Consider the following 20,148-nt stretch of genomic DNA (forward strand, 5'->3'; position numbering starts at 1 on the left):
ACAGTCTTCATGCGTTCAGTCCGATACCGGTCCCCTGGTCTCGACGATCAGCCGGTAGGCTTCCGGTTCGCGGTGGCGGGCGAAGTCGAAAATCGTCTTGCGGTAAAGGGCCGCCATGTCGAGATCGCATTTCGCCACGATCACCTCGTCGGCGGTTGAGGTTGCCATGGCGACGATCTGACCGGACGGGGCGACGATCATCGACTGGCCGATCAAATTCGAGCCTTCCTCGTGTCCCGCCTTCGCCGTCGCGATCACCCAGTTGGAATTCTGGTAGGCGCCGGCCTGGATCGACAGCTGGTTGTGGAACTGCGTCAGGCTGTCGAAATCGAAATCGCCGGTATGGTCGTCGGGCGTGTTGTAGCCGACGAGGATCATTTCCGAGCCCTTCAGCGCCATGACCCGATAGGTCTCCGGCCAGCGGCGGTCGTTGCAGATCGCCATGCCGATGCGCGTTCCCATGGTCTCGAAGACGTTGAAGCCGAGATTGCCGGGCTCGAAATAGTATTTTTCCAGATGCTGCGAGACCATGTCCGGCTGCGGCCTGTCCCAGCCCGGCAGGTGGATCTTGCGGTATTTGCCGACAATGCCACCGTCGCGGTCGACAAGAATGGCGGTGTTGTAGCGGTGCTTCACGCCGTTTTCGACGGCGAGTTCCGCATAGCCGAGATAGAAGCCGATCTTCAGCCTTTTGGCCGCCTCGAACAGCGGCAGCGTCTCCGGACCGGGCATCTCCTTCTCATAAAACGCGTCGATCTCATCCGGGTCGGTCATGTGCCAGCGCGGAAAGAAGGTCGTCAGCGTCAGTTCCGGAAACACGACAAGTTCCGCGACCCTGGATGCTGCCTCGGCGAGAAGCGCGATCAGGCGCTCGACAACGGCCTTGCGGGTGTCCGAGCGGGCGATCGGCCCCATCTGGGCCGCGGCTGCAACGATGGTCCGGCTCATGGCGCCTCCCCCTCGTCTTCCAGAATGCAGCAATGGGCGAAGTCGAAGGCAAGGCCGACATTCCGCTCCGCCTCAATCGGGGTCGAAAGCGAACCATTGGCGATCAGAATGCCTGCGGCGGTCTCGATCTTGTACTGATAGGCGCGGCCGAGATAGGAACGCATATGGGACTTGCCCGCAATCGCATTGTCACGACCCGCATCCGTCAGGGTCAGGCCTTCCGGGCGGGCGCCGATGACAAAACGCTCCGGCAGCGGGCCGGTCTTGCGCTCGTCGAGGTCGATCCTTTCGCCGCCCGCAAGCTCCGCCGTCACCGTCTGACCGTTGCGGGCGATGACATGCATCGCAATCAGATTGTCGAAGCCGACGAAGCGGGCGACGAAGGCGTTGACCGGTCGGGTATAGAGCACTTCCGGCGTGTCGAGTTGAACGATATTGCCGGCATTCATGATCGCCACGCGGTCGGAAATGGAAAAGGCTTCTTCCTGGTCGTGCGTCACATAGATGGCGGTGCGGCGGTTGGCCTTCTGCAGCTCACGGATTTCCACCCGCATGTCGACCCGCAGCTTGGCATCGAGATTGGAAAGCGGCTCGTCGAACATCAGGAGCGGCGGATCGATGGCAAGCGCGCGGGCCACGGCGACGCGCTGGCGCTGCCCGCCGGAAAGGGCGGCGGGCAGGCGGTCGGCAAAGCCTGAAAGCCCGACGCGTTCCAGCATGCCGGCCACGCGTTTCTCGCGTTCGGCGGGCGCCATCTTGCGCTGCTTCAGCCCGAAACCGACATTTTCGGCGACGGTCAGATGCGGGAACAGCGCGTAGTTCTGGAACACAATGCCGGCATCGCGCTTGTGCGGCGGCAGGCCGGTGACATCGCGCCCGGCAACCGAGATGTGCCCGCCCGTCGGCTGCAGGAAGCCGGCGAGCAGCCGCAGCGTGGTGGTCTTGCCGCAGCCGCTGGAGCCAAGAAGCGAGACCAGTTCTCCCTCGCCGACGGAAAGGTTCAGCCCGTGCAGAACCTGCGTCGTTCCGTAATGGGCGGTGACATTGTTCAGGATGACGGCGTTCTCAGCCATGGAAACTCCTATTGAACGGTCTTCGACAGACCGAGGCTGCGTTCGATCAGCATCATGACGAGAATGGTGACGCCCATCAGCAGCACGGATACGGCGCTGACGGTCGGGTCGAAAAACTGCTGGACATAGGTGAAGACCTCGATCGGCAGGGTGGAGATGCCGGGTCCGGTCAGGAACAGCGCCACGGCCATGTCGTTCAGCGAGGTGATGAAGGCGAGCACCATGCCGGCAATCACGCCGGAGCGGATATTGGGCAGGACAATGGTCCAGAACGCCTTGACCGGATGCATGCCGAGGCTGATGGCGGCTTCCTGGATGGAAAAGTCGAAGCCTGCAAGGCTCGCCCCGATCACCCGCACCATATAGGGCAGGCACAAGATCGCGTGACCAAGGATGAGCGATGGCAGGATCGGCAGCTGGAACTGGACGATCAGCGTCTTCAGGAGCGAAAAGCCGAAGACGATTTCCGGAATGAAGAACGGCAGGAAGAACACCGAACCGTACCAGCCGGGGATCTTCATCTTGTAGCGGGTCAGGGCATAGGCTGCCGCCAACCCGGTCACGAGCGCGATCAGTGTGCCGCCAATGGCCACCTGCATCGATATGATGAAGGTGTCGAGAAAGCCGCTGTGATTGAACACATTGGCATACCATTTGAGCGTGAAGCCCTGCGGCGGGAAGGCAAGATAGGGCGTGTCAGACACGGAAGTGCCGATAACGATCACGATCGGCCCCGCCAGAAACAGGATGACCAGCCAACCGAAAAGCTTCGAGAGCGGATGAATACGACGACCGGTCAATGGACGGCCCTCCGTGCCGAGATGCGGCTGGCGATCGTGCCGAGCACGACAACGCAGAAGATCGCGGTTGCCATCATGATGGCGGCGATGGTGTTGGCAACGCCCCAGTCGAACGAGATCATCGCCTTCTGGTAGAGCAGTGTCGCGAGCGTCATCTGCGGTTCACCGCCGAGCAATGTCGGGGTGACGAAGGTGGCGAGCGAACCGGTGAACACCAGGATCGAGCCGACGATCATGCCGGGCACGGCCAGCGGCAGCGTCACCTGGAAGAAGACAGATATCGGCGAGGCGCCGAGCGAACCGGCCGCGAGATAGAGGTCATCCTCGATGTTCTCCAGCACGCCGACCAGCGACAGGATCATCAGCGGCGTGAACAGATAGGCAAGGCCCGCAATAACGGCGCCTTGCGTAAAGAGCATTTCCAAGGGTTCGCTGATGATGCCGAGCTTCATCAGCGCGGTATTGACCACGCCGTTGCGACCGAGGATCGCCATGAAGGAAAAGGAACGCACAACCACACTCGTCAGCAGCGGGAAGACCGACAGGATCAGCAGGACGCGCTTCACCCCTTGCGACGCATTGGCGATCATATAGGCGCCGCCGAAACCGAGAATAAGCGCCGTCAGCGTCGACAGGAAGGCGATGCGGAACGAACGGATCATCACCGTTCGGTTATAGCTGTCGGCGAAGAAATCGCGGTAGTTGGCGAAAAGCCCGGCCGGATTGGAGAAGCTTTCGGCAAGCGTGCCCGCCACCGGAATGACCAGGATGAAAAGCAGCACCGCGGTTGCCGGCAGAACCAGCAACCACGGGCCAAGCGCGCCGATGCGCTGAACGATGGAGACGCGGGACGACAATTTGGATTCCGTCAGCGCCCGAAGACTTCGTTCCAGCGGCGTTCCCAGTCGTCATTGACGTCGAGAAGTTTGTCGTAGGGCGTCGGTTGCATGCTGAGTACGGCCTTTTCGCCATAGACGAGTTGGGATGCCTGTTCAGGCGTCAGTTCCACGGTCTTGTTGACCGGGCCGGAACCGCTGACCAGTTCGATCGCCGCATCCTTCTGTGCCTGCATCGAAATCGAGAAATCGATGAAGGCGAGCGCCAGCTCCTTGTTCTTGGCGTTCTTCGGGATGTTGTAGGTGTTCATCATCCGGAAATCGCCTTCGGAAAGCTCGGCCCAGCCGATATTCGGATTGGCGGCCTGGATGGCCGGAAAGGCATAGTCCTGCGCCAGACCGATGAAGGCCTCGCCGGTCGAAAGCAGATTGGTGAGCTCCGAGCCCGAGGAAAATGTCTTGACGATGTTCGGCTTCAGCTCGGCCATCTTCGCAAAGGCGGTATCGGGGTCTTCGAAGGCATCCGAGCCGGCGCATTTGCCGGCCATCATCACCGTCAGCGGACCGCCGGTCGTGTTGAAGGCCGGCATGGCGACGGCGCCGGCAAAATCGTCACGCCACAGATCGCACCACGAGGTGATCGGCGTGTCGGTGCGGGTCTTGTCATAGACGATGCCATAGCGGCCGAAGGTGTAGGCCGGACCATAATCGCCCTGCGGGTTCTTGGCGGCATCGTAGAGCTCATCGAAATTGGAGAGCTTGGAGGAGTCGATCGTCTCGAATGCGCCCTGATTGATGCCGATCTGGGAGAACTTGTCGGTCAGCAGGATGACGTCGACGCCGCCGCGAATGCGGGCCTTGTTGAGACGCTCCGGCGCACCGCCGGTTTCCACGACGATCTTGACATCATGCGCCTTTTCGAAGGGCTCGAAGATGAAGGGCTCGTAGAAATCGTTGGAATAGCCCCAGTTGGAAACGACGAAGGTTTCCTCGGCATGAGCCGAAACGGCGGGAAGGGCGAGAAGCGCGGCAACGGCGCTTGCCCGGAGAAAAGACTTGGAAAGCGGCATGCGGGAGGTCCTTCAATATCTCGATAAGGAAAACTTTTTTCCAACTAGAGAATTATTGGAGACATGTCAATTTTTATGCAGTGGAATTCTATGCCTAAATTATAGGCCACACCTCCCCATGTCGATTCGTTTCGAAACCGGGACATTGATTGGCGCCGAGATCTGACGGGAGTTGGGGGAATTGTCTTCGAGATTTGATCCCGTTTTTTCAATCAGGGCTGCATAGCCCGGCCTTGATACGACACTTCTGAGCCCCATTGATCTTGCCGCAAAACAAGGCCGCAGAGGAGAGGAGAAAGCATCAGGTCTTGAAGGGATCGGGACTGGCGAGGCGTTATCGGAACGGCTCAGCACGCAGGAACATCGGCACGTTCTTGTTGTGAACCAGCGCGATGCCGAAGCCCTGCCCGAATAACGAGGCTATTGCCCGAAAGTCTGGGACCAGCCGCCAGATATTCATGTGGGTTCGCGGTGATAGCTCCTGTTCCGTTCGACCGGAGCACTGCCCTTTTCCACCCATCAACGTAAACGGCTTGTCCTGTTTCATTGCCTTTTTCGGTAAACAAGCGTCTTTCATCGTTGCACGGTCACAAGATGGTCCGTGGTGAACTCCTCGATGATCCAGTGACCGTTGAAGCGGCCAAGGCCGGAGTTTTTTTCGCCGCCGAACATCACGTGTGGAAAATCATGGATCGTGATGTCGTTAATGTGGGTCATTCCCGCTTCCACGCTCTGAGCGAAACGCATTCCGCGCTGCTCGTCTCCGGTGATCACCGCGCTTGAGAGCCCGTATTCGGTATCGTTGGCGAAAGCGAGCGCTTCGCCTTCGTCGGCGGCGCGGATCACCGGGGCGACGGGCCCGAATATCTCCGTCTGCGCCAGGCGCGAGTGATGGGCGACGTCGGCAAAGACGTGCGGCGGCACGATCCGCCCCTCCACCGCGCCGGAGACGCGCAGATCGAAACCCTGCTGGCGACCGGACTCGATCAGTCCGGTGACGGACTGGACCTGCGCATCATTGCACAGAGGTCCGATCATCGTATCCTCGGCATTCGGGTCACCACATTTGATGCCCGACACCGCTGCGCAATAGGCATCCAGGAAATCGTCATAGAGCGCTTTATCGACAATGATGCGATTGGTGCTCATGCAGATCTGCCCGCAATGCAGGAAACGTCCGACAAGCGCGGCATTGACGGCCGTGGCAATGTCGGCGTCATCGAGAATGACGAGCGGCGCATTGCCGCCAAGCTCCAGACCAAGCTTTTTCAACCGGCTTGAACCGGCGGCGACCCGCGCGATTCGCTGGCCGACCTCGGTCGAGCCGGTAAAGCTGATGATCCGCGGGATCGGATGGGCGCAGAAGGCATCGCCAATCTCCGACCCTGCGCCGATCACCACATTGAGAACGCCGGCGGGCAGGCCTGCTTCCTCGTAGATCTTCGCCAGAAGAAGACCGCCGGTCACCGGCGTGTCGCTCGCGGGCTTGAGCACCACCGCATTGCCGAGCGCAATGGCCGGCGCGACCGAACGGTTGGAGAGATGCAGCGGAAAATTCCACGGGCTGATGACCCCGATCACCCCCACAGGCTTGCGGTAGACGCGCGCCTCCTTTCCCGGGTGATCGACCGGCATGATCATGCCATGCATCAGGTAGGGCATGCTGGCGGCTTCGGCCATGCCGGCGCGAACCGCCTCGAACTCGGCCGTGGCTTTCATCCGCGTGGAACCGGATTCGCGGATAACCCAGCCGATGATTTCGGCGCGCCGGCTGTCGAGAATGCCGACCGCGTTCTGGAAGATCGCCGCCCGTTCCTTCGGAAGGGCGAGCGCCCAGGCTTTCTGCGCCGCGCGCGCGGCCTCATAGGCCCTGTCGAGATCGTCCCGCCCCGCCATGGCGATCCGGGTCAGCAAGCTGTCGTCGTAGGGGTTGATATCCTCGAGCTCGCGCATCGCCGAACCGGCGCACCACTGCCCGTTGATATATTGCCCCGTGAAGCCCTCATAGGCCGGCGATGATGTCTGCGCTTTCATGGTTTCCTCCATACGCTCCTGAAATACATCAGGTTAATTACAATCCGGCGACCGAGGGCAACCAGACAGAAAGGGCAGGCAGCAGGATGATGATCGCCAGAACCACCAGGAAGGCCGCGAGAAACGGCAACGCGCCGCGAAACACCTGCATCATCTTCAACCCCGTGGCATCCATGGCGAGATAGAGCCCCGGCCCAACGGGCGGCGATACCAACCCGGTCAGCGTGGCGATCGCCAGCACCACGCCGAAATGCACCGGATCGACGCCGAATTGGCCGGCGATCGGCAACAGCACCGGGACGGTCACGATCAGCACGCCGATCCCGTCGAGAAACATCCCCAGGACGAACACTGCGGCACAGACAAGAACGAGAAAGCTTACCTGTCCAATCGCGACGGAGGCGATCCCGCGCGCGAGCATATCCGGCACGGCCTCATAGGCCAGCGTCCAGCCGAGAAGCGTGGCAAAGCCGATCAACATGATGATCGAAGCGGAGGACAGCACGACATTGTGCATGATCGGTACGAAATCGCGAAGCCCGAGCCGGCGATAGACCACCGTCGACAGCACGAGCGCGACCACCGCCGCCAGCGCTCCGGCTTCCGTCGGCGTCATGGCGCCAGAGACGACGCCCCAGATGATCGTCAGCGGAATGAGCCCCGGCAGCGCATCCGCCGCGATGTCGCGCCAGGTTCCGCCCGGAAGCCGGCTCTCGTCCACCTCCGGCAGATGCGACTTCGACAGCCAGACCGTCACAAAGAAGGCTGCCATGAGCAACAGGCCGGGAATGAGCCCGGCAATGAACAGCGCCGCCACCGACTGATAGGCCAGAACGCCATAGATGATCATCAGCATCGAGGGCGGAATGATCGGCCCCAGAAGCCCGGTGGCGACAGTCAGGCCGGTGGCAAACTGACGATTGTAGCCCTGCCGCTCCATTTCCGGCACGATGGAGCGCGACATGATCGCGATCTGCGCGGTCGCCGAACCGAGAATGGCGGCGGCGAATGCGTTTGTCAGCACGTTGACGAAGGCCAATCCGCCGCGCATCCGGCCGACGATCCGCATCGATGTGCGGATCAGCCGCTCGGTAATGCCGCCCCGGTTCATGATCTCGCCCACCAGCATATAGAGCGGGATGGCCAGAAACCCGTTGGCTTCGATGCCTTTCACCGATTGCACGAGAAAACTGTCGAACAGGACCGAGGCGTCATTGGTCCATGCGAACACAATCGCCGCCATCAGCAAAAGAAAGACGATCGGCAGGCCGAGACACAGGAAGAGAAAGAAGGCGGCCAGTGTGATCATGTCGCGCCCTCAACATGTTGCCGGCCGCTGCGGAAAGGCCAGGTATCAACAAGCTGCACAAGCTGATGGAACACCAGAAAACACAGTTCCGCGGTCACGATCGCATAGAGAAGCGCGCGCGGCAGGCCAAGCGTGGCGGAGTGTTCCGCCCAGACCCAGGGCACCATCAGATAGCGGATGGAAAAGGCTGTCAGTGCCGCCGCCAGGGCAAGCACCGTCAGCCGCATCGCCCAGCCGATGACGGCATGGACGCGAGCGCCGACCCGTCCACCGAAAAGGTCGATCGTGATCAGCCGCCCTTCCGCCACCATCAGGCTGAAACCGGCGAAGGTCGCGACAATCATGAGCACGAGCGCCAGTTCCTCGGCAAAGAACAGCGGCGATTGCAGCAGGTAACGGCAGATCACCTGCGCGATCAGGATCGCCACAAGCCCCGTCATCGCAAGCACGGCGATGCAAAGCTCCAGGCGAAACAGGGACCGGTCGAGCATTCTGACATGTTTCATGGATATCTCCCGCACAGGGATCTGCCGCCGGCACGGCGTGTGCCAGCGGCAAAGCGCTCAGTTCTGGTTGGCTTCATAGAAGCGGCGGATCAGCGGATCACGGTCAAGAAAAGCGTTTCGGACCGTCTCGCCCGCCGCGGGAAGCGCCGGATCATCGATCGTGCCGATCTGCGCGCCATCGGCGGCGAGTTGATCGAGCAATGCCGCCTCGCCTTCCGTCTGGGTCATGATCGCCCAATCCTGCGTCTCGGCCACCATCTCCTCGAAGCCGGACTGTTCCTCGGGCGTCAAGCTGTTCCACCAGCGCGCCGAGGCCAGTATCGCGGCGGGAAAGGCCATGTGGTTGGTCAAGATCAGGTAGGGCGCCTGTTTTTGCATCTGCAGGCCGGAGACGATGTCGATATCCACGTCGACCGCGTCGATCACGCCCGTCACGAGCGAGGGCATGATTTCCGGCAGAGGCAGGGCCGTGGGCGCTGCCCCCAGCTCGCGCCACCAGCTGTTGAAGATATCATTGGGAAAGGCACGAACCTTCAGGCCGGAGATCTCTTCGGCTGACGTGATTGGCTGTTTCGAAAGCAGATGGCGCTGACCGGGGAAAACATAGCCGAGCCCCTTGATGCCTTGAGAATCGAGCCGGGCGAGCATCTCCCGCGCCGGTCCGCTGTCGGCGGCCGCGCCCGCCTCCGCCAGCGTATCGAACTGATAGGGCAGAAACCACGCCAGGAACGACGGATCGCGATTGGCGAGATCGCCCACCGGCACGACGGCGAGTTCAACCGCGCCGCTTTGCAGCAATGATAGAACGGTCGGAACATCGCCAAGCTTGTTGACGGGGAAGACCGCGATCGTATCGCCCATCCCCGCCTGCGCAAAAGCATCGGCGAGATGGTGCGCTGATTTGGTCATGATATGCGGTTCGGGCGTGGGCGTCGAAAACTTCAACTCCCTTGAGTGTGCCGCCATGCCTGCGCCGAGCCAAAGGCAGAGTGTCAGGCTGGTCAAAAGCCCTGCTGTCAAACGTTTCATACGGGTCTCCTCCCTCATGGTTTCAAGATCGCTTTCGCGCGGGCTCCTCTTCCGACGCGAAAGTTCCGTGTTTTGCCACGGTGACCGGCGCCGCGAGGCGTTCGATCATGGGCAGTAATTTCTCGAGCGTTGCGACAGGTTCGATCGCTGCCACATACCGGTCCCGGCGCAGCAACAGCCCGTGCGCGAGACAGCCCCGGAACGGCTGGTTCGAGAAGAACCGGCTCCGGTCGTGCAGTATCGGAAACGACGCGGCGACCGGGTTAATCCACTCGGGCGTCAGGCCGACAACGGCAGCGCCTGCCGCCGCGAACCGCGCATTGAGTTCGGCGCTGACAAAACGATCGGGCATCTCGTCGAAGACCAGCACCACCGGACGATCCGGCAAGCAATCGTCGAGCAGGCATTCCTCCCGGCCGGGCCGGGTCACCAGCGGCTGGGGTATCATGCGCCCGACGGCAGCCGCGCCTGCGCGTGCCGCAGACGGCTGGATCATGCCCGCGTGGAATTTCGGCTTTGGCTTGTATTTCATCTGCGCGACGTAATCGCGCGCCGGCCCGTATAGCCCCAGGAGCCGGAAACCCGTTCGGATCGCCATTCCGCGCAAGGCTGAATCAGGCATCATCACCTTACCCATCCTGAGCGCCAGTTCGATCATCGACCAGGCATGCGGCTTGCGTTCCGTCTGGTAGCTGTCGAGCAAGTCCTCGGGATCGGCCATGGCAAGCGCCTCGGCCAGTTTCCAGGCCAGATTATGCGCATCGCGCAGGCCGCTGTTCATGCCCTGCCCCGCGAAAGGCGGCGTCAGATGCGCGGCATCGCCGGCCAGGAACACGCGCCCTTCGCGCCAGCGCGAGGCGATGCGGGCATGAAAGGTGTAGACCTTCTGCCGCCGGATCGGCTCATCGCCATCCGGCCCTACCTCTGCGAGAAGGCGTCGCGCGAAAGCCTCGCGCTCGGCTTCCTCGACGGTTTCACCGGGATTGAGCTTGAACTCGTAGCGGCGAATGCCGCCCGGACCGGGCAAGGTGATCGCGGAGCGCTTCGGATCGCAAAAAACCTCGGTGTGGAAGCAGCGGTTCCTTGTGGTTTCAAGATCCACGATCAGCCAGGGCTCCTCGAACGTAGACCCCTCCATCTCGATGCCGAGGGCCTTGCGCACCATCGAGCGTCCGCCATCGGCGGCCACCATGTAGCGGGCACGCACTTGATGCGCCTTGCCGTTTTCCAGCACCTGCGCAACAACGTGATCCCCGGTCTGTTCAAAGTCCGTCAGGGCTAACCCGAAACGGGCGTCGACCATGGCATGGCGTGCGAGCGCGCGGCGGAGCGTGGCCTCGAATTCGGGCTGCTCGAATGCATTGCGCTTGTCGAAACCGTATTCCTTGACGAAGGGTTTGACTTCGGCAAAGACGCGCCCCGATGGGCCCTTGTAGAGCGATCCGTATCCCTTGGCCGTGATCGCGGAAATTTCCGAAGACAATCCGGCTGCCTGCAGCGCGCGCATTGATTCATCATCAATGGACACCGCCCGCGGCTCCCCAACCGTGGTTTCGTTGCGCTCGATGAGGATGGTGCCTATCCCCATCGAACCGAGAAGATTGGTCAGCAAAAGACCGGTCGGCCCCGCCCCGACGACAAGGATATCTGCATCCAGAGATGTGGCCCGCATGTCAGAGCCCACTCTCGTCCATGACCGGATTGACGAGCGTGCCAAGCAGGCCGATCTCGACCTCGACCACATCGCCGGGCTTGAGGTAAACCGGCGGATCGCGGCGATCGCCAACGCCGCCGGGCGTTCCGGTGACAATAACATCGCCCGCCGAAAGCGGCGTATAGGTCGAGATATAGGCGATCAATCGCGGGACCGGGAAGATCAGGTCGGCCAGCGTTGCATCCTGCACCACATCGCCATTGAGGCGCGTGCGGATCGGCAGTTGCCTGTAGTCGCCAACCGCGTCGGCGCTGACCATGAAGGGCCCGAAAGCACCGGTGCCCGGAAAGGTCTTGCCGGGGCTGAACTGGTGGGTGTGGCGCTGCCAGTCGCGGATTGTGCCGTCATTGTAACAGGCAAAGCCCGCCACATGCGACAGCGCGTTCTCCTCCGCGATGTTGCGCCCGCCGCGCCCGATGATGACGGCCATCTCTCCCTCGTAATCCAGTCGGTCGGAGACGGCCGGGCGGATCATCGGCGCGCCATGCGCGATCTGGCTGTCGGCGTAGCGGGTGAACATCGTCGGATATTTCGCGTCGGGACGCTTGGTCTCGGCGCGGTGAGTCTCGTAGTTGAGCCCCACGCAGAGTATCTTGCCCGCATCCGGGATCACCGGCAGCAAGGTGACATCGCCGGGCGTCAGTTCCGGCGCGCGCGCCTTAGCATAATCGGCGGCCTCGGTGAGCAGATCGGCGGCGATCAAAGCCTTGAGGCTGTCGATCTCCGGGCGGATCCGCCCGGTCAGATCAACGATTCCGCCATCGACCAGAGCGCCCATGCCGGTCTTGCCAAGGCGGATGAAGCTGATGAATTTCATGGGTGTCCTCCTGTCACGAGCGCAGAATGGCGCGTCCCCATTTGTTGAGCGTGCGTGGATCCTGCGGCCAGTCGATGACCGCGCGATCGTAGATCGTCTCCAGTTCGCCGGAGATTTCGATCCAGTTGCCGTCCGGGTCTGTGTAGAACACGAACAAATTGTTGCCCGGCCCGTGACGTCCCGGCCCCCAGGTCAGAAGAACGTTGTTGGCGGCGAACCGGTCGCAGAACTTCTTGATGTTTTCAAAGCTGCCCGCTTCGTAGGAATGGTGATCGACGCCGGTGCGATCGGACAGGAAACAGGCGATGGTGTGGTGCTCGTGATTGGTCGTGGTGAACACCGTCGCTGGCTGACCGCTCTCGTGCAGCACCCGATCCGAGAGGAAGAAGCCAAGCTTGTCGACATAGAATTCCTTGAAGCCGGCAAGGTCCTGCGTGGCAAAGGTCAGGTGCTGGGTGGGGCCGTGAAGCCCTTCGCGCTCGGGCAGATAGGCGGTGGTGCGCTGCCTGGCGACTCCGAAGCAGATCAGGTGCCCGTCATTGTCGCGAACGGCAAAAGCGCCATCCTCGAAATAGGGCGAGACGCTTTCAAGGATCTCGACGCCATTGGAAACCGCCTGCGCGCGCTGTGCTGCAAGCACATCCGCATTCCGGTAGGCCAGCCCGGCATAAGCCAGTTTTCTGTCCTCGCCCTTCACCGCCACAAACCGGCGCATCGGGCCCAGGCACCGATATTCGGTATCGGAAACCCTTTCGACCTCCATGTCCATATTGGCGGCGTAGAAATTGGCGAGCCGCTCCGGATCGGAACTCTCGAAGGCGACGTGATGCAGATATGCCCCCGCCTGAACAGCATTGTGCGACATTATGTCCTCCCACTAAGATTTTCGAGATAATTATCTATATATGGCAAATTAACAAGTGTTAAATTTAATAATTATCTCTTTTAGGTAATTTTCATATCCCATGAATCCCAGATGACCATCATGCATCAAGTTTGCCCGGCGCAAAAAATGCCTTCCAGAAACAGACTGAGGAAAGGCCTATGAAATCCTGTTATCCGGAACCAAACCGCTGTTGATTTTCGGTTTTTACCGATAAAAGATAAAAATGATGTCCAGAAGAAAGCATGAGAGAGAGCCATGACGACGACGGGAATTACGCGCTACACACGGATCCTTGCGTTGTTTGATGAGACGCATCCGACTTGGACCGTCGCCGAGATTTCGGCAGCTCTCGACACCTCTGCCAGCACGCTCTACCGGCTGATCCGGGAAATGGTCGCCGCAGATCTGCTGGAGAGCACCGTGGAATCGCGCTACCGGCTCGGGCCGCTCTTCGTGGAATATTATCGCCGCCTGAAACTGACCGATCCCCTGGTCCTGTCCGGCTCGAAATTTCTTCGCCCGCTGCTGAGCCAGATACCCTGCCCCTGCACAACCATTCTTGCCCGGCTTTACGGCAGAACGGTCATGTGCGTCGCCGAAGAGCGCTCAAGCGTTGCCACCTTCGTCACAAGCTATGAACTCGGCCGCCCCATGCCCCTGTTGCGCGGCGCCACATCGAAAGCCGTGCTCTCAACGCTGCCAAAACGGCAGATCATGTCGCTCATAGCGCAAGGCGCCAGCGGTGCGAAAGAAGACGCCGAGGCACTTTACACCGAGTTCACAAGCATCCGGAAAATCGGGATCAGCGAAACCCATGGGGAGATCGATACCGGCCTTGTCGGGATCGCGGCCCCGCTGCGAAGCACCGAACTCGGCATCAACGCATCGCTCTCGGCCATCATCGAGGAGCGGACGCTCACCGAGGAAATACGACCGCAACTCTATGCTGCCCTCTCCTCGACCGCGCGGATGATCGAAGGCTTCATGGCCGAACGCGCTGCCGACGCTAAGGAGGTGAGCTAGCGCTGAATAGCAATAAAATTGAATTCATATAATGTCGATTTTACCTAATTTCGATAATTATAAGATTTTAGTTTGACTATTAAATTGATTTTTGCGAATTCTATCGTAGAGACCCTTTCGTTTTATGTGATCGTGCGAGGGTCGTTTCGGGAGGATAGCAATGTCATTTAAACCCACGCGGCGCGAAGCGCTGCTGCTCGGCGGCGCATACGCGATTGCCGGAACCCTCATCGGCCGTTCCATCCGTCCGGCGTTTGCCGCCGGGCGCACGCTCAAGATCGGGATCGTCTCCCCCAAGACCGGCCCCATGGCCGCCTTCGCGGAACCGACCGAGTTCGTCGTCGCGCGTATTCTGGAAGCGACCGGCGGCGTCATCGAAAACGCCGGCGTGCGCTATCCGCTTGAAATAGTCGAACGCGACACCCAGTCGAACCCCAACCGCGCGGCGGAGGTGACGCAGGACCTCATACTGTCCGAAGGCGTCGATGTGGTCCTGTGTTACGGCGGCCCGGAAAACACCAACCCCGCCTCAGACCAGTGCGAGCTGAACGGGGTGCCGTGCCTGGCCTCCGATGTGCCGATCGAGCCATGGTTCTTCGGCCGCAATGGCGATCCAAAGCAGGGCTTTGACTACACCTATTGCGCCTTTTTCGATGTCACGACCTATGCCGGCGCCATGCTCGCCTTCATGGACAAGATCGCGCCCGGCGGCACGGTCGGCGGCCTCTGGCCGAATGATGCCGACGGCGTGGTTCTGTCCCAGGCCTTTACCGATGGCTTCGGCGCCGCCGGATACACCATCGTCGACCCGGGTCGCTTCGACCTGCCGGCCTCAAGCTTCTCGACCCAGATCGCGAAATTCCGCGACAGCGGCGTGAACATCGTCCAGGGCATCATGCCGCCGCCGGACTTCACTCTGTTCTGGACCCAGTGCGCCCAGCAGGGTTTTCAGCCGAAAGCCATGATCGCGGGCAAATCCTCCGAGTATCCGGCCTCCGTCCAGCCTTTGGGCGACAAGGCCGTCGGGGTTTCAGTGCCGATCTGGTGGACACCGGAATTCCCCTATGTCTCCTCCCTTGACGGCGCCTCGGCCTTTCAGATCGCCCGCGCCTACGAGGCGGAGACCGGGCGCCAATGGACGGCAGGCGTCGGCTCACGCTACGCCATGCTCGAGGTGCTCATCGATACGCTGCGGCGCACCGATGATCTCGATGACCCGGACAGCGTCAGCGCCGCCCTGGGGGCGACCCGGCTGGAAACGATCTGCGGCACCATCGATTTTTCGACCGGTCCCGTTCCGAACTCGGCGAAACTCGGGCTGGTTTCCGTGCAGTGGGTGAAGGCGAGCGAAGACTATCCGTTCCCCTATGACATGGCGGTGGTCGAAAACAGCTTCCATCCAAGCGTGCCGGTCTCGCGTGCCCCCTTCCCGATCCCTTACGACTGAGCCGCCGGCTTGACCATGCTTGAGGTTTTACAACTCAAAAAGCACTTCGGCGCGCTCAAGGTCATCGACGGGATCGACCTGTCGGTGGCGCGCGGGGAGGCTCTCGGTATTCTCGGCCCCAACGGGGCCGGGAAAAGCACATTGTTCAACCTGATTTCCGGCAACCTTCGCCCGACCGAGGGAAGCATACGCCTGGACGGGAAGGACATTACCAGGGCCAACCCGTGGACGCGGGTCCGCGGCGGAATCGGACGCACATTTCAGATCCCGCATCCGTTTGTCCATCTGTCCGTCTTCGAAAACGTGCTGGTCAGCGCGACCCAGGCCAAGGGCCGCGGCATCGCCGTCGCCCGGCCGGAGGTCAACCGGATACTCGATCTTTGCAAGCTATCGCATCGGGCACGAACCCCGGCGGGCGAGCTCCCATTGCTTGACCTCAAACGGCTTGAACTGGCCAAGGCGCTCGGCACTTCCCCGCAGCTTCTGCTGCTCGATGAAATCGCCGGCGGGCTGACCAACAGCGAATGCGGCGCGCTTCTGGACATCCTGGAAACGATCAAAGCCGAAGGCGTCACCATCGTCTGGATCGAACATATCGTTCACGCCCTGATCCGGGTGGCGACACGGCTCGTCGTTCTGGCCGAGGGCAGCCTGATCACCAGTGGCACGCCTGAGCAGGTCATGGCCGATCCGAAGGTGCGCAATCTCTATCTGGGGGTAGAATAGTGAGCACGCTGCTGGAAATTCGCGGCCTCAACGTCTTTTACGGTGCGTTTCATTCGGTGCACGGTGTCGACATCATTTGCCGGGAAGGCGAGATCCTGTCGCTCATCGGCGCGAACGGGGCGGGCAAGAGTTCGACGCTGCGCGCCATCATAGGCCAGGTGCCGCGCGCGACTGGCGTGATGCGCTTTGCCGGCGAGGACATTTCCGGACGCTCGACCCCCGATCGGATTGCCTCGGGCATCGCCCTGGTGCCGGAGGGTCGGCAGCTTTTCCCCAACCTGACGATCGAGGAGAACCTCAGGATCGGCGGATATACGGGACGGCCGGGAGGGATCGGCCTGCCGCAGGTCTACGAGATTTTCCCGGTTCTGTCCGAGCGCCGCAAGCAACGCGCGCGTCAACTGTCCGGCGGTCAGCAGCAGATGGTCGCGATCGGCCGCGCGCTGATGATGAACCCCCGTCTCCTGCTCTGCGACGAAATCAGTCTCGGACTGTCGCCCCGGATCATCGCGGACATTTACGAGGTCCTGCCGCGGATTCGCGACCACGGGGTCAGCATGATCCTTGTCGAGCAGGATATCACCCGCGCGCTCGCTATGGCGGATCACTTCGTATGCATGCTCGAAGGTCGCGTCTCGCTGGCTGGCCGCACCGGCGAAGTCCCGCGCGACCAGATTGCCGCCAGCTATTTCGGAGAATGACATGACCGGCCTTCTCGACCAGATTGTTCAGGCCAGCCTTCTCGGCGGTCTCTATGCCATCTTCGCCCTCGGCCTGGCGATTTCCGTGGGCGTGTTGAAATTCATCAACGTCGCCCATGGCGATCTCATCGTCGCCATGTCTTTTCTGATGCTGACGCTGACAGAGAGCCTGGGCCTGCCCGCACCTATCGCGCTTGCGGCGCTGATTCCGATCGGCGCCGGCATTGGCTGGCTGCTGCAATTCGGATTGCTGCAACGCGCGGCGAGCCAGAACGAGCTGCAGATCATCCTGATCACATTCGGTCTTTCGGTCATCCTGCAGAATGGTCTGCTCACCATCTACGGCGCCGATACCCGCAAGGTAACCGCCGGCGGCATCGAACTGGCCTCGATCCATCTCTTCGGCAATATCAACATCGGGGTTCTGCCGCTGATCATCTTCGCAACGGCCTGCCTGCTGATCTGGGCGCTGGAGCAACTCCTGTATCGCACATCGCTGGGCGTGAAGATCCGCGCCATCGCGGACGCGCCCGAAGCCGCGCACCTTGTCGGGCTCAAGGTCGCAGGGCTCATGGCCACAGCCATGGCGCTCGTCGGCATCACCGAGGCCTTCTCGGGCGGGCTGATGTCGATCTGGACCAATTTCGACCCCTCCTCCGGCTCCAGCCGCCTGCTGATTGCCTTCGAGGTGGTCGTGCTTGCGGGGCTTGGCAGTTTCTGGGGCGTTCTGGTGGGCGGCATCATCATTGCGCTCGCGCAGACCTTTGGCGGCATGATCGACAGCGCCTACCAGATGCTCGCCGGGCACGTCGTCTTTCTCATTCTCTTTCTTGCCCGTCCCCAGGGCCTGTTTCCGAAAGCGTGAGGTGACATCATGACATCCGGTTTGGTTCTTCTCGGACGGCTGGCGCTGATCATCGGCCTGTTATGCCTCTGCATCGCGCCTTTCGCCTTCTCCCCGGCAAGGCTGGTGCTGCTAACACAGGCCTTGACCATGCTCTCTCTCGCCATGCTTTGGAATCTCGTTGCCGGTTACGGCAATGTGATGGTGATCGGCCAGCATGCCTTCGTCGGCATCGGCGCCTATGCGTTTTACGGATTTGCGATGCTTGCGGGTTGGCATATGGCGGTGGCGCTGCCCGCGGCCATGACAGTCACTCTGGTTTTCGGCATTGTTGTCTACGCCATGCTGTACCGGTTGCGCACCGCATATCTGGCGGTCGGAAGCTGGGTGGTCGCCGAGACGCTGATGCTTGTCGCCAGCCGTCTACCCGGCTTCGGCGGCGGATCGGGCGCGAGCCTGCCGGCAAGCCTGCTGCGCACCCTTGGCGCCCGGGCGCCCGAACGGCTCTCGACGATCTATATCCTGGTCCTCGTGGTGACCGTACTGACATTCGCCCTGATCTGGATGCTGATGCGCTCGCGCATCGGTCTTGGCCTTGCCGCCCTGCGCGACAGCGAGGAAGGCGCCGCCGTGGCCGGGGTCAACACCCGGCTGGTGCGGGCCGCCTGCTTCATCCTCGCCGCCCCGATCGTCGGGCTGGTCGGCGTGCTCGTGACACTGCAAAAAGGGCGTATCTCGCCGGTCGCCTCCTTCTCGATGCTCGACTGGACCATCTATGTCCTGTTCATCGTCGTCATCGGCGGCCTCGGCAGCCTTGAGGGACCGATCATCGGGACGCTCGTGTTCTTTCTGCTGCGCGAACTGCTGCAGGATTACGGCACGCTCTATCTGATTACGCTCGGGGCCATGTCGATCGTGATCGTGCTCTTCGCGCCCAAGGGTCTCTGGGGTCTGGCCCGGCGCAAGCTCGGACGCGACCTCGTTCCGCTCACCCATGATCCCAGGACAGGAGACCTCCCATGAGAATTCAGGCCGCCGTCGCCCGTGAGCCCGGAACACTCGTCTATGAAACCCTCGATCTCGACAGCCCGCGCGACAACGAAATTCTCGTGCGCGTCGTCGCGACCGGGATCTGCCATACCGATTTGTCGGCGATCGGCCAGCTTTTGCCGGCACGCCTGCCGATGGTTCCCGGACATGAGGGAGCAGGCGTCGTCGAAGCCGTCGGGGCTGGCGTAACGAAGGTCGTACCTGGCGATCATGTGGTGATGACCTACGATTATTGCGGCGATTGCCGCGCCTGCGACGACCACGATCACACCTATTGCCACCACGCCGTGGAACGCTGTTTTCTCGGAGACCGTCCCGACGGAAGCGCCACCCTCCATGATGCGGAGCGTAAAGTCGTGCACGGGAGTTTCTTCGGCCAGTCCTCCCTTGCCACCTATGCGCTTTGCTACGACCGCAATGTGGTCAAGGTCCGCAAGGACGCACCGCTGGCGCTTCTCGGTCCGCTCGCCTGCGGCATCCAGACCGGCGCCGGGGCGGTGCTCAATGCGCTCGATGTCAACGCGAACACCGATTTCGCCGTCTTCGGCGCAGGCGCCGTCGGGCTGAGCGCCGTGATGGCTGCCCATGTGGCCGGCGCGCCCATCATCATCGCCGTGGACATTTCAGACGATCGTCTTGAGATGGCGCGCGCACTTGGGGCCACGCATGTCTTCAACAGCAAGAACGGCGACCCCGTCGCCTTCATCCGCAGCGTGACCGACGGCGGCGTATTGCGTTCGCTCGACACAAGCGGCGTCCCGACCGTCATGCAACAGGCGCTGGCGGCGACCGCGCCCCGTGGCGTCTGCGGCTGGCTCGCCGGGGTCGATCCTGCGCTGGAAGTGCCGGTAAACCCGACCTTCCTGCTGGCCGGCCGCAGCGTGAAAGGCATCATCGAAGGCGAAAGCCACGACGCCCAGGCCTTTATCTCCCGGCTGATCGACCTTTACATGGATGGCCGCTTCCCCTTCGACAAGTTGTGCCGGTTCTACGAGATGGATCAGCTTGCAGAGGCGTTGGATGACAGCAGGTCCGGCAGAACGATAAAGCCTATCGTCAGGTTTGGAGACATTTCTGGGCGCGGCATTGACCAATAGATGTGCGGACTGCAAATGCGTGCATGACGATATCCCAACGGCCAGAAGAACCGAAACCCTAGAGCGCCGTGCGTCCTTTAGGACGCACAAAGGACGCTCTAACTTATTGAATCTACGCATCGTTCTTTTCGAAAATCGATTCCGATTTTCGAGCCGATGCGCTAAAGGAATTCGCCTCCGCGCCCGGCTATACAAAGATCGTTGCCATTGACGACCGAAATGGAGGCGCAAAGCTCTC

At 61.4% G+C, this 20,148-nt stretch carries 20 protein-coding genes; 7 read left to right on the forward strand and 13 right to left on the reverse strand.

Annotated features, from left to right (window positions below):
- Window positions 1-15: 15 nt before the first annotated feature.
- The 13 genes from FF124_RS18720 to FF124_RS18780 form a co-directional block, all read right to left on the reverse strand.
- On the reverse strand, window positions 16-948 hold the full coding sequence (locus FF124_RS18720) for an N-carbamoyl-D-amino-acid hydrolase (protein ID WP_138750008.1): 933 nt from the start codon (window positions 946-948) through the stop codon (window positions 16-18).
- A complete protein-coding gene (locus tag FF124_RS18725) occupies window positions 945-2,021 on the reverse strand; it encodes an ABC transporter ATP-binding protein (protein ID WP_138750009.1) in 1,077 nt (358 codons plus the stop codon). The genes FF124_RS18720 and FF124_RS18725 overlap by 4 nt, the downstream gene beginning before the upstream one ends.
- Before the next feature lie 8 nt (window positions 2,022-2,029).
- Window positions 2,030-2,821, reverse strand: coding sequence for an ABC transporter permease (locus FF124_RS18730; RefSeq protein ID WP_138750010.1), 792 nt, complete (start codon window positions 2,819-2,821; stop codon window positions 2,030-2,032).
- Window positions 2,818-3,678 (reverse strand): ABC transporter permease, encoded by an 861-nt coding sequence (locus tag FF124_RS18735; RefSeq protein ID WP_246072554.1) that lies wholly within the window; start codon window positions 3,676-3,678, stop codon window positions 2,818-2,820. Before FF124_RS18735 ends, FF124_RS18730 begins: the two co-directional genes overlap by 4 nt.
- An 11-nt stretch (window positions 3,679-3,689) precedes the next feature.
- On the reverse strand, window positions 3,690-4,727 hold the full coding sequence (locus FF124_RS18740) for an ABC transporter substrate-binding protein (protein ID WP_138750011.1): 1,038 nt from the start codon (window positions 4,725-4,727) through the stop codon (window positions 3,690-3,692).
- Window positions 4,728-5,061: 334 nt separating this feature from the next.
- The gene (locus FF124_RS18745; protein ID WP_138750012.1) at window positions 5,062-5,274 is read right to left on the reverse strand and encodes a hypothetical protein; all 213 of its coding nucleotides are present in this window, start codon (window positions 5,272-5,274) and stop codon (window positions 5,062-5,064) included.
- Window positions 5,275-5,300: 26 nt separating this feature from the next.
- On the reverse strand, window positions 5,301-6,761 hold the full coding sequence (locus FF124_RS18750) for an aldehyde dehydrogenase family protein (RefSeq protein ID WP_210237506.1): 1,461 nt from the start codon (window positions 6,759-6,761) through the stop codon (window positions 5,301-5,303).
- 37 nt (window positions 6,762-6,798) lie between these two features.
- Window positions 6,799-8,070, reverse strand: a complete 1,272-nt coding sequence (locus tag FF124_RS18755) for a TRAP transporter large permease (RefSeq protein ID WP_138750014.1) — start codon at window positions 8,068-8,070, stop codon at window positions 6,799-6,801.
- Window positions 8,067-8,576, reverse strand: coding sequence for a TRAP transporter small permease (locus FF124_RS18760; RefSeq protein WP_138750015.1), 510 nt, complete (start codon window positions 8,574-8,576; stop codon window positions 8,067-8,069). The genes FF124_RS18755 and FF124_RS18760 overlap by 4 nt, the downstream gene beginning before the upstream one ends.
- Before the next feature lie 57 nt (window positions 8,577-8,633).
- Window positions 8,634-9,605: a TRAP transporter substrate-binding protein gene (locus FF124_RS18765; protein WP_187327009.1), complete on the reverse strand. Its 972-nt coding sequence runs from the start codon at window positions 9,603-9,605 to the stop codon at window positions 8,634-8,636.
- 22 nt (window positions 9,606-9,627) lie between these two features.
- Window positions 9,628-11,391 (reverse strand): bifunctional 3-(3-hydroxy-phenyl)propionate/3-hydroxycinnamic acid hydroxylase, encoded by a 1,764-nt coding sequence (locus FF124_RS18770; RefSeq protein WP_210237507.1) that lies wholly within the window; start codon window positions 11,389-11,391, stop codon window positions 9,628-9,630.
- Complete coding sequence (locus FF124_RS18775) at window positions 11,279-12,136, reverse strand: fumarylacetoacetate hydrolase family protein (RefSeq protein WP_138750017.1); 858 nt, start codon at window positions 12,134-12,136, stop codon at window positions 11,279-11,281. The genes FF124_RS18770 and FF124_RS18775 overlap by 113 nt, the downstream gene beginning before the upstream one ends.
- Before the next feature lie 13 nt (window positions 12,137-12,149).
- Window positions 12,150-13,001 carry a VOC family protein gene (locus tag FF124_RS18780; protein WP_138750018.1) on the reverse strand — a complete coding sequence of 284 codons (852 nt, stop codon included), beginning with the start codon at window positions 12,999-13,001 and terminating at the stop codon, window positions 12,150-12,152.
- 276 nt (window positions 13,002-13,277) lie between these two features.
- Between FF124_RS18780 and FF124_RS18785 the strand changes: the two genes are divergently transcribed.
- The 7 genes from FF124_RS18785 (at window position 13,278) to FF124_RS18815 (ending at window position 19,910) form a co-directional block, all read left to right on the forward strand.
- On the forward strand, window positions 13,278-14,045 hold the full coding sequence (locus FF124_RS18785; protein WP_138750019.1) for an IclR family transcriptional regulator: 768 nt from the start codon (window positions 13,278-13,280) through the stop codon (window positions 14,043-14,045).
- 160 nt (window positions 14,046-14,205) lie between these two features.
- On the forward strand, window positions 14,206-15,492 hold the full coding sequence (locus FF124_RS18790; protein WP_138750020.1) for an ABC transporter substrate-binding protein: 1,287 nt from the start codon (window positions 14,206-14,208) through the stop codon (window positions 15,490-15,492).
- A gap of 15 nt (window positions 15,493-15,507) precedes the next feature.
- On the forward strand, window positions 15,508-16,218 hold the full coding sequence (locus FF124_RS18795; RefSeq protein ID WP_138750021.1) for an ABC transporter ATP-binding protein: 711 nt from the start codon (window positions 15,508-15,510) through the stop codon (window positions 16,216-16,218).
- Window positions 16,218-16,919, forward strand: a complete 702-nt coding sequence (locus FF124_RS18800) for an ABC transporter ATP-binding protein (RefSeq protein WP_210237508.1) — start codon at window positions 16,218-16,220, stop codon at window positions 16,917-16,919. Before FF124_RS18795 ends, FF124_RS18800 begins: the two co-directional genes overlap by 1 nt.
- A 1-nt stretch (window position 16,920) precedes the next feature.
- Window positions 16,921-17,784, forward strand: coding sequence for a branched-chain amino acid ABC transporter permease (locus FF124_RS18805; protein WP_138750022.1), 864 nt, complete (start codon window positions 16,921-16,923; stop codon window positions 17,782-17,784).
- A gap of 9 nt (window positions 17,785-17,793) precedes the next feature.
- Window positions 17,794-18,786 (forward strand): branched-chain amino acid ABC transporter permease, encoded by a 993-nt coding sequence (locus FF124_RS18810; RefSeq protein ID WP_138750023.1) that lies wholly within the window; start codon window positions 17,794-17,796, stop codon window positions 18,784-18,786.
- Window positions 18,783-19,910, forward strand: coding sequence for an NAD(P)-dependent alcohol dehydrogenase (locus FF124_RS18815; protein WP_138750024.1), 1,128 nt, complete (start codon window positions 18,783-18,785; stop codon window positions 19,908-19,910). Before FF124_RS18810 ends, FF124_RS18815 begins: the two co-directional genes overlap by 4 nt.
- Window positions 19,911-20,148: the final 238 nt, after the last annotated feature.

Origin of the sequence: Martelella lutilitoris (genome assembly GCF_005924265.1) — a bacterium.
Lineage (GTDB): Bacteria > Pseudomonadota > Alphaproteobacteria > Rhizobiales > Rhizobiaceae > Martelella > Martelella lutilitoris.

Excerpts from the sequence above, each read along its gene's own strand:
- FF124_RS18720 (WP_138750008.1), bottom strand. The coding sequence starts at position 948 with ATGAGCCGGACCATCGTTGCAGCCGCGGCCCAGATGGGGCCGATCGCC.
- FF124_RS18725 (WP_138750009.1), bottom strand. The coding sequence starts at position 2,021 with ATGGCTGAGAACGCCGTCATCCTGAACAATGTCACCGCCCATTACGGA.
- FF124_RS18740 (WP_138750011.1), bottom strand. The coding sequence starts at position 4,727 with ATGCCGCTTTCCAAGTCTTTTCTCCGGGCAAGCGCCGTTGCCGCGCTT.
- FF124_RS18745 (WP_138750012.1), bottom strand. The coding sequence starts at position 5,274 with ATGAAACAGGACAAGCCGTTTACGTTGATGGGTGGAAAAGGGCAGTGC.
- FF124_RS18750 (WP_210237506.1), bottom strand. The coding sequence starts at position 6,761 with ATGAAAGCGCAGACATCATCGCCGGCCTATGAGGGCTTCACGGGGCAA.
- FF124_RS18755 (WP_138750014.1), bottom strand. The coding sequence starts at position 8,070 with ATGATCACACTGGCCGCCTTCTTTCTCTTCCTGTGTCTCGGCCTGCCG.
- FF124_RS18760 (WP_138750015.1), bottom strand. The coding sequence starts at position 8,576 with ATGAAACATGTCAGAATGCTCGACCGGTCCCTGTTTCGCCTGGAGCTT.
- FF124_RS18765 (WP_187327009.1), bottom strand. The coding sequence starts at position 9,605 with ATGAAACGTTTGACAGCAGGGCTTTTGACCAGCCTGACACTCTGCCTT.
- FF124_RS18775 (WP_138750017.1), bottom strand. The coding sequence starts at position 12,136 with ATGAAATTCATCAGCTTCATCCGCCTTGGCAAGACCGGCATGGGCGCT.
- FF124_RS18780 (WP_138750018.1), bottom strand. The coding sequence starts at position 13,001 with ATGTCGCACAATGCTGTTCAGGCGGGGGCATATCTGCATCACGTCGCC.
- FF124_RS18785 (WP_138750019.1), top strand. The coding sequence starts at position 13,278 with ATGACGACGACGGGAATTACGCGCTACACACGGATCCTTGCGTTGTTT.
- FF124_RS18790 (WP_138750020.1), top strand. The coding sequence starts at position 14,206 with ATGTCATTTAAACCCACGCGGCGCGAAGCGCTGCTGCTCGGCGGCGCA.
- FF124_RS18795 (WP_138750021.1), top strand. The coding sequence starts at position 15,508 with ATGCTTGAGGTTTTACAACTCAAAAAGCACTTCGGCGCGCTCAAGGTC.
- FF124_RS18805 (WP_138750022.1), top strand. The coding sequence starts at position 16,921 with ATGACCGGCCTTCTCGACCAGATTGTTCAGGCCAGCCTTCTCGGCGGT.
- FF124_RS18810 (WP_138750023.1), top strand. The coding sequence starts at position 17,794 with ATGACATCCGGTTTGGTTCTTCTCGGACGGCTGGCGCTGATCATCGGC.
- FF124_RS18815 (WP_138750024.1), top strand. The coding sequence starts at position 18,783 with ATGAGAATTCAGGCCGCCGTCGCCCGTGAGCCCGGAACACTCGTCTAT.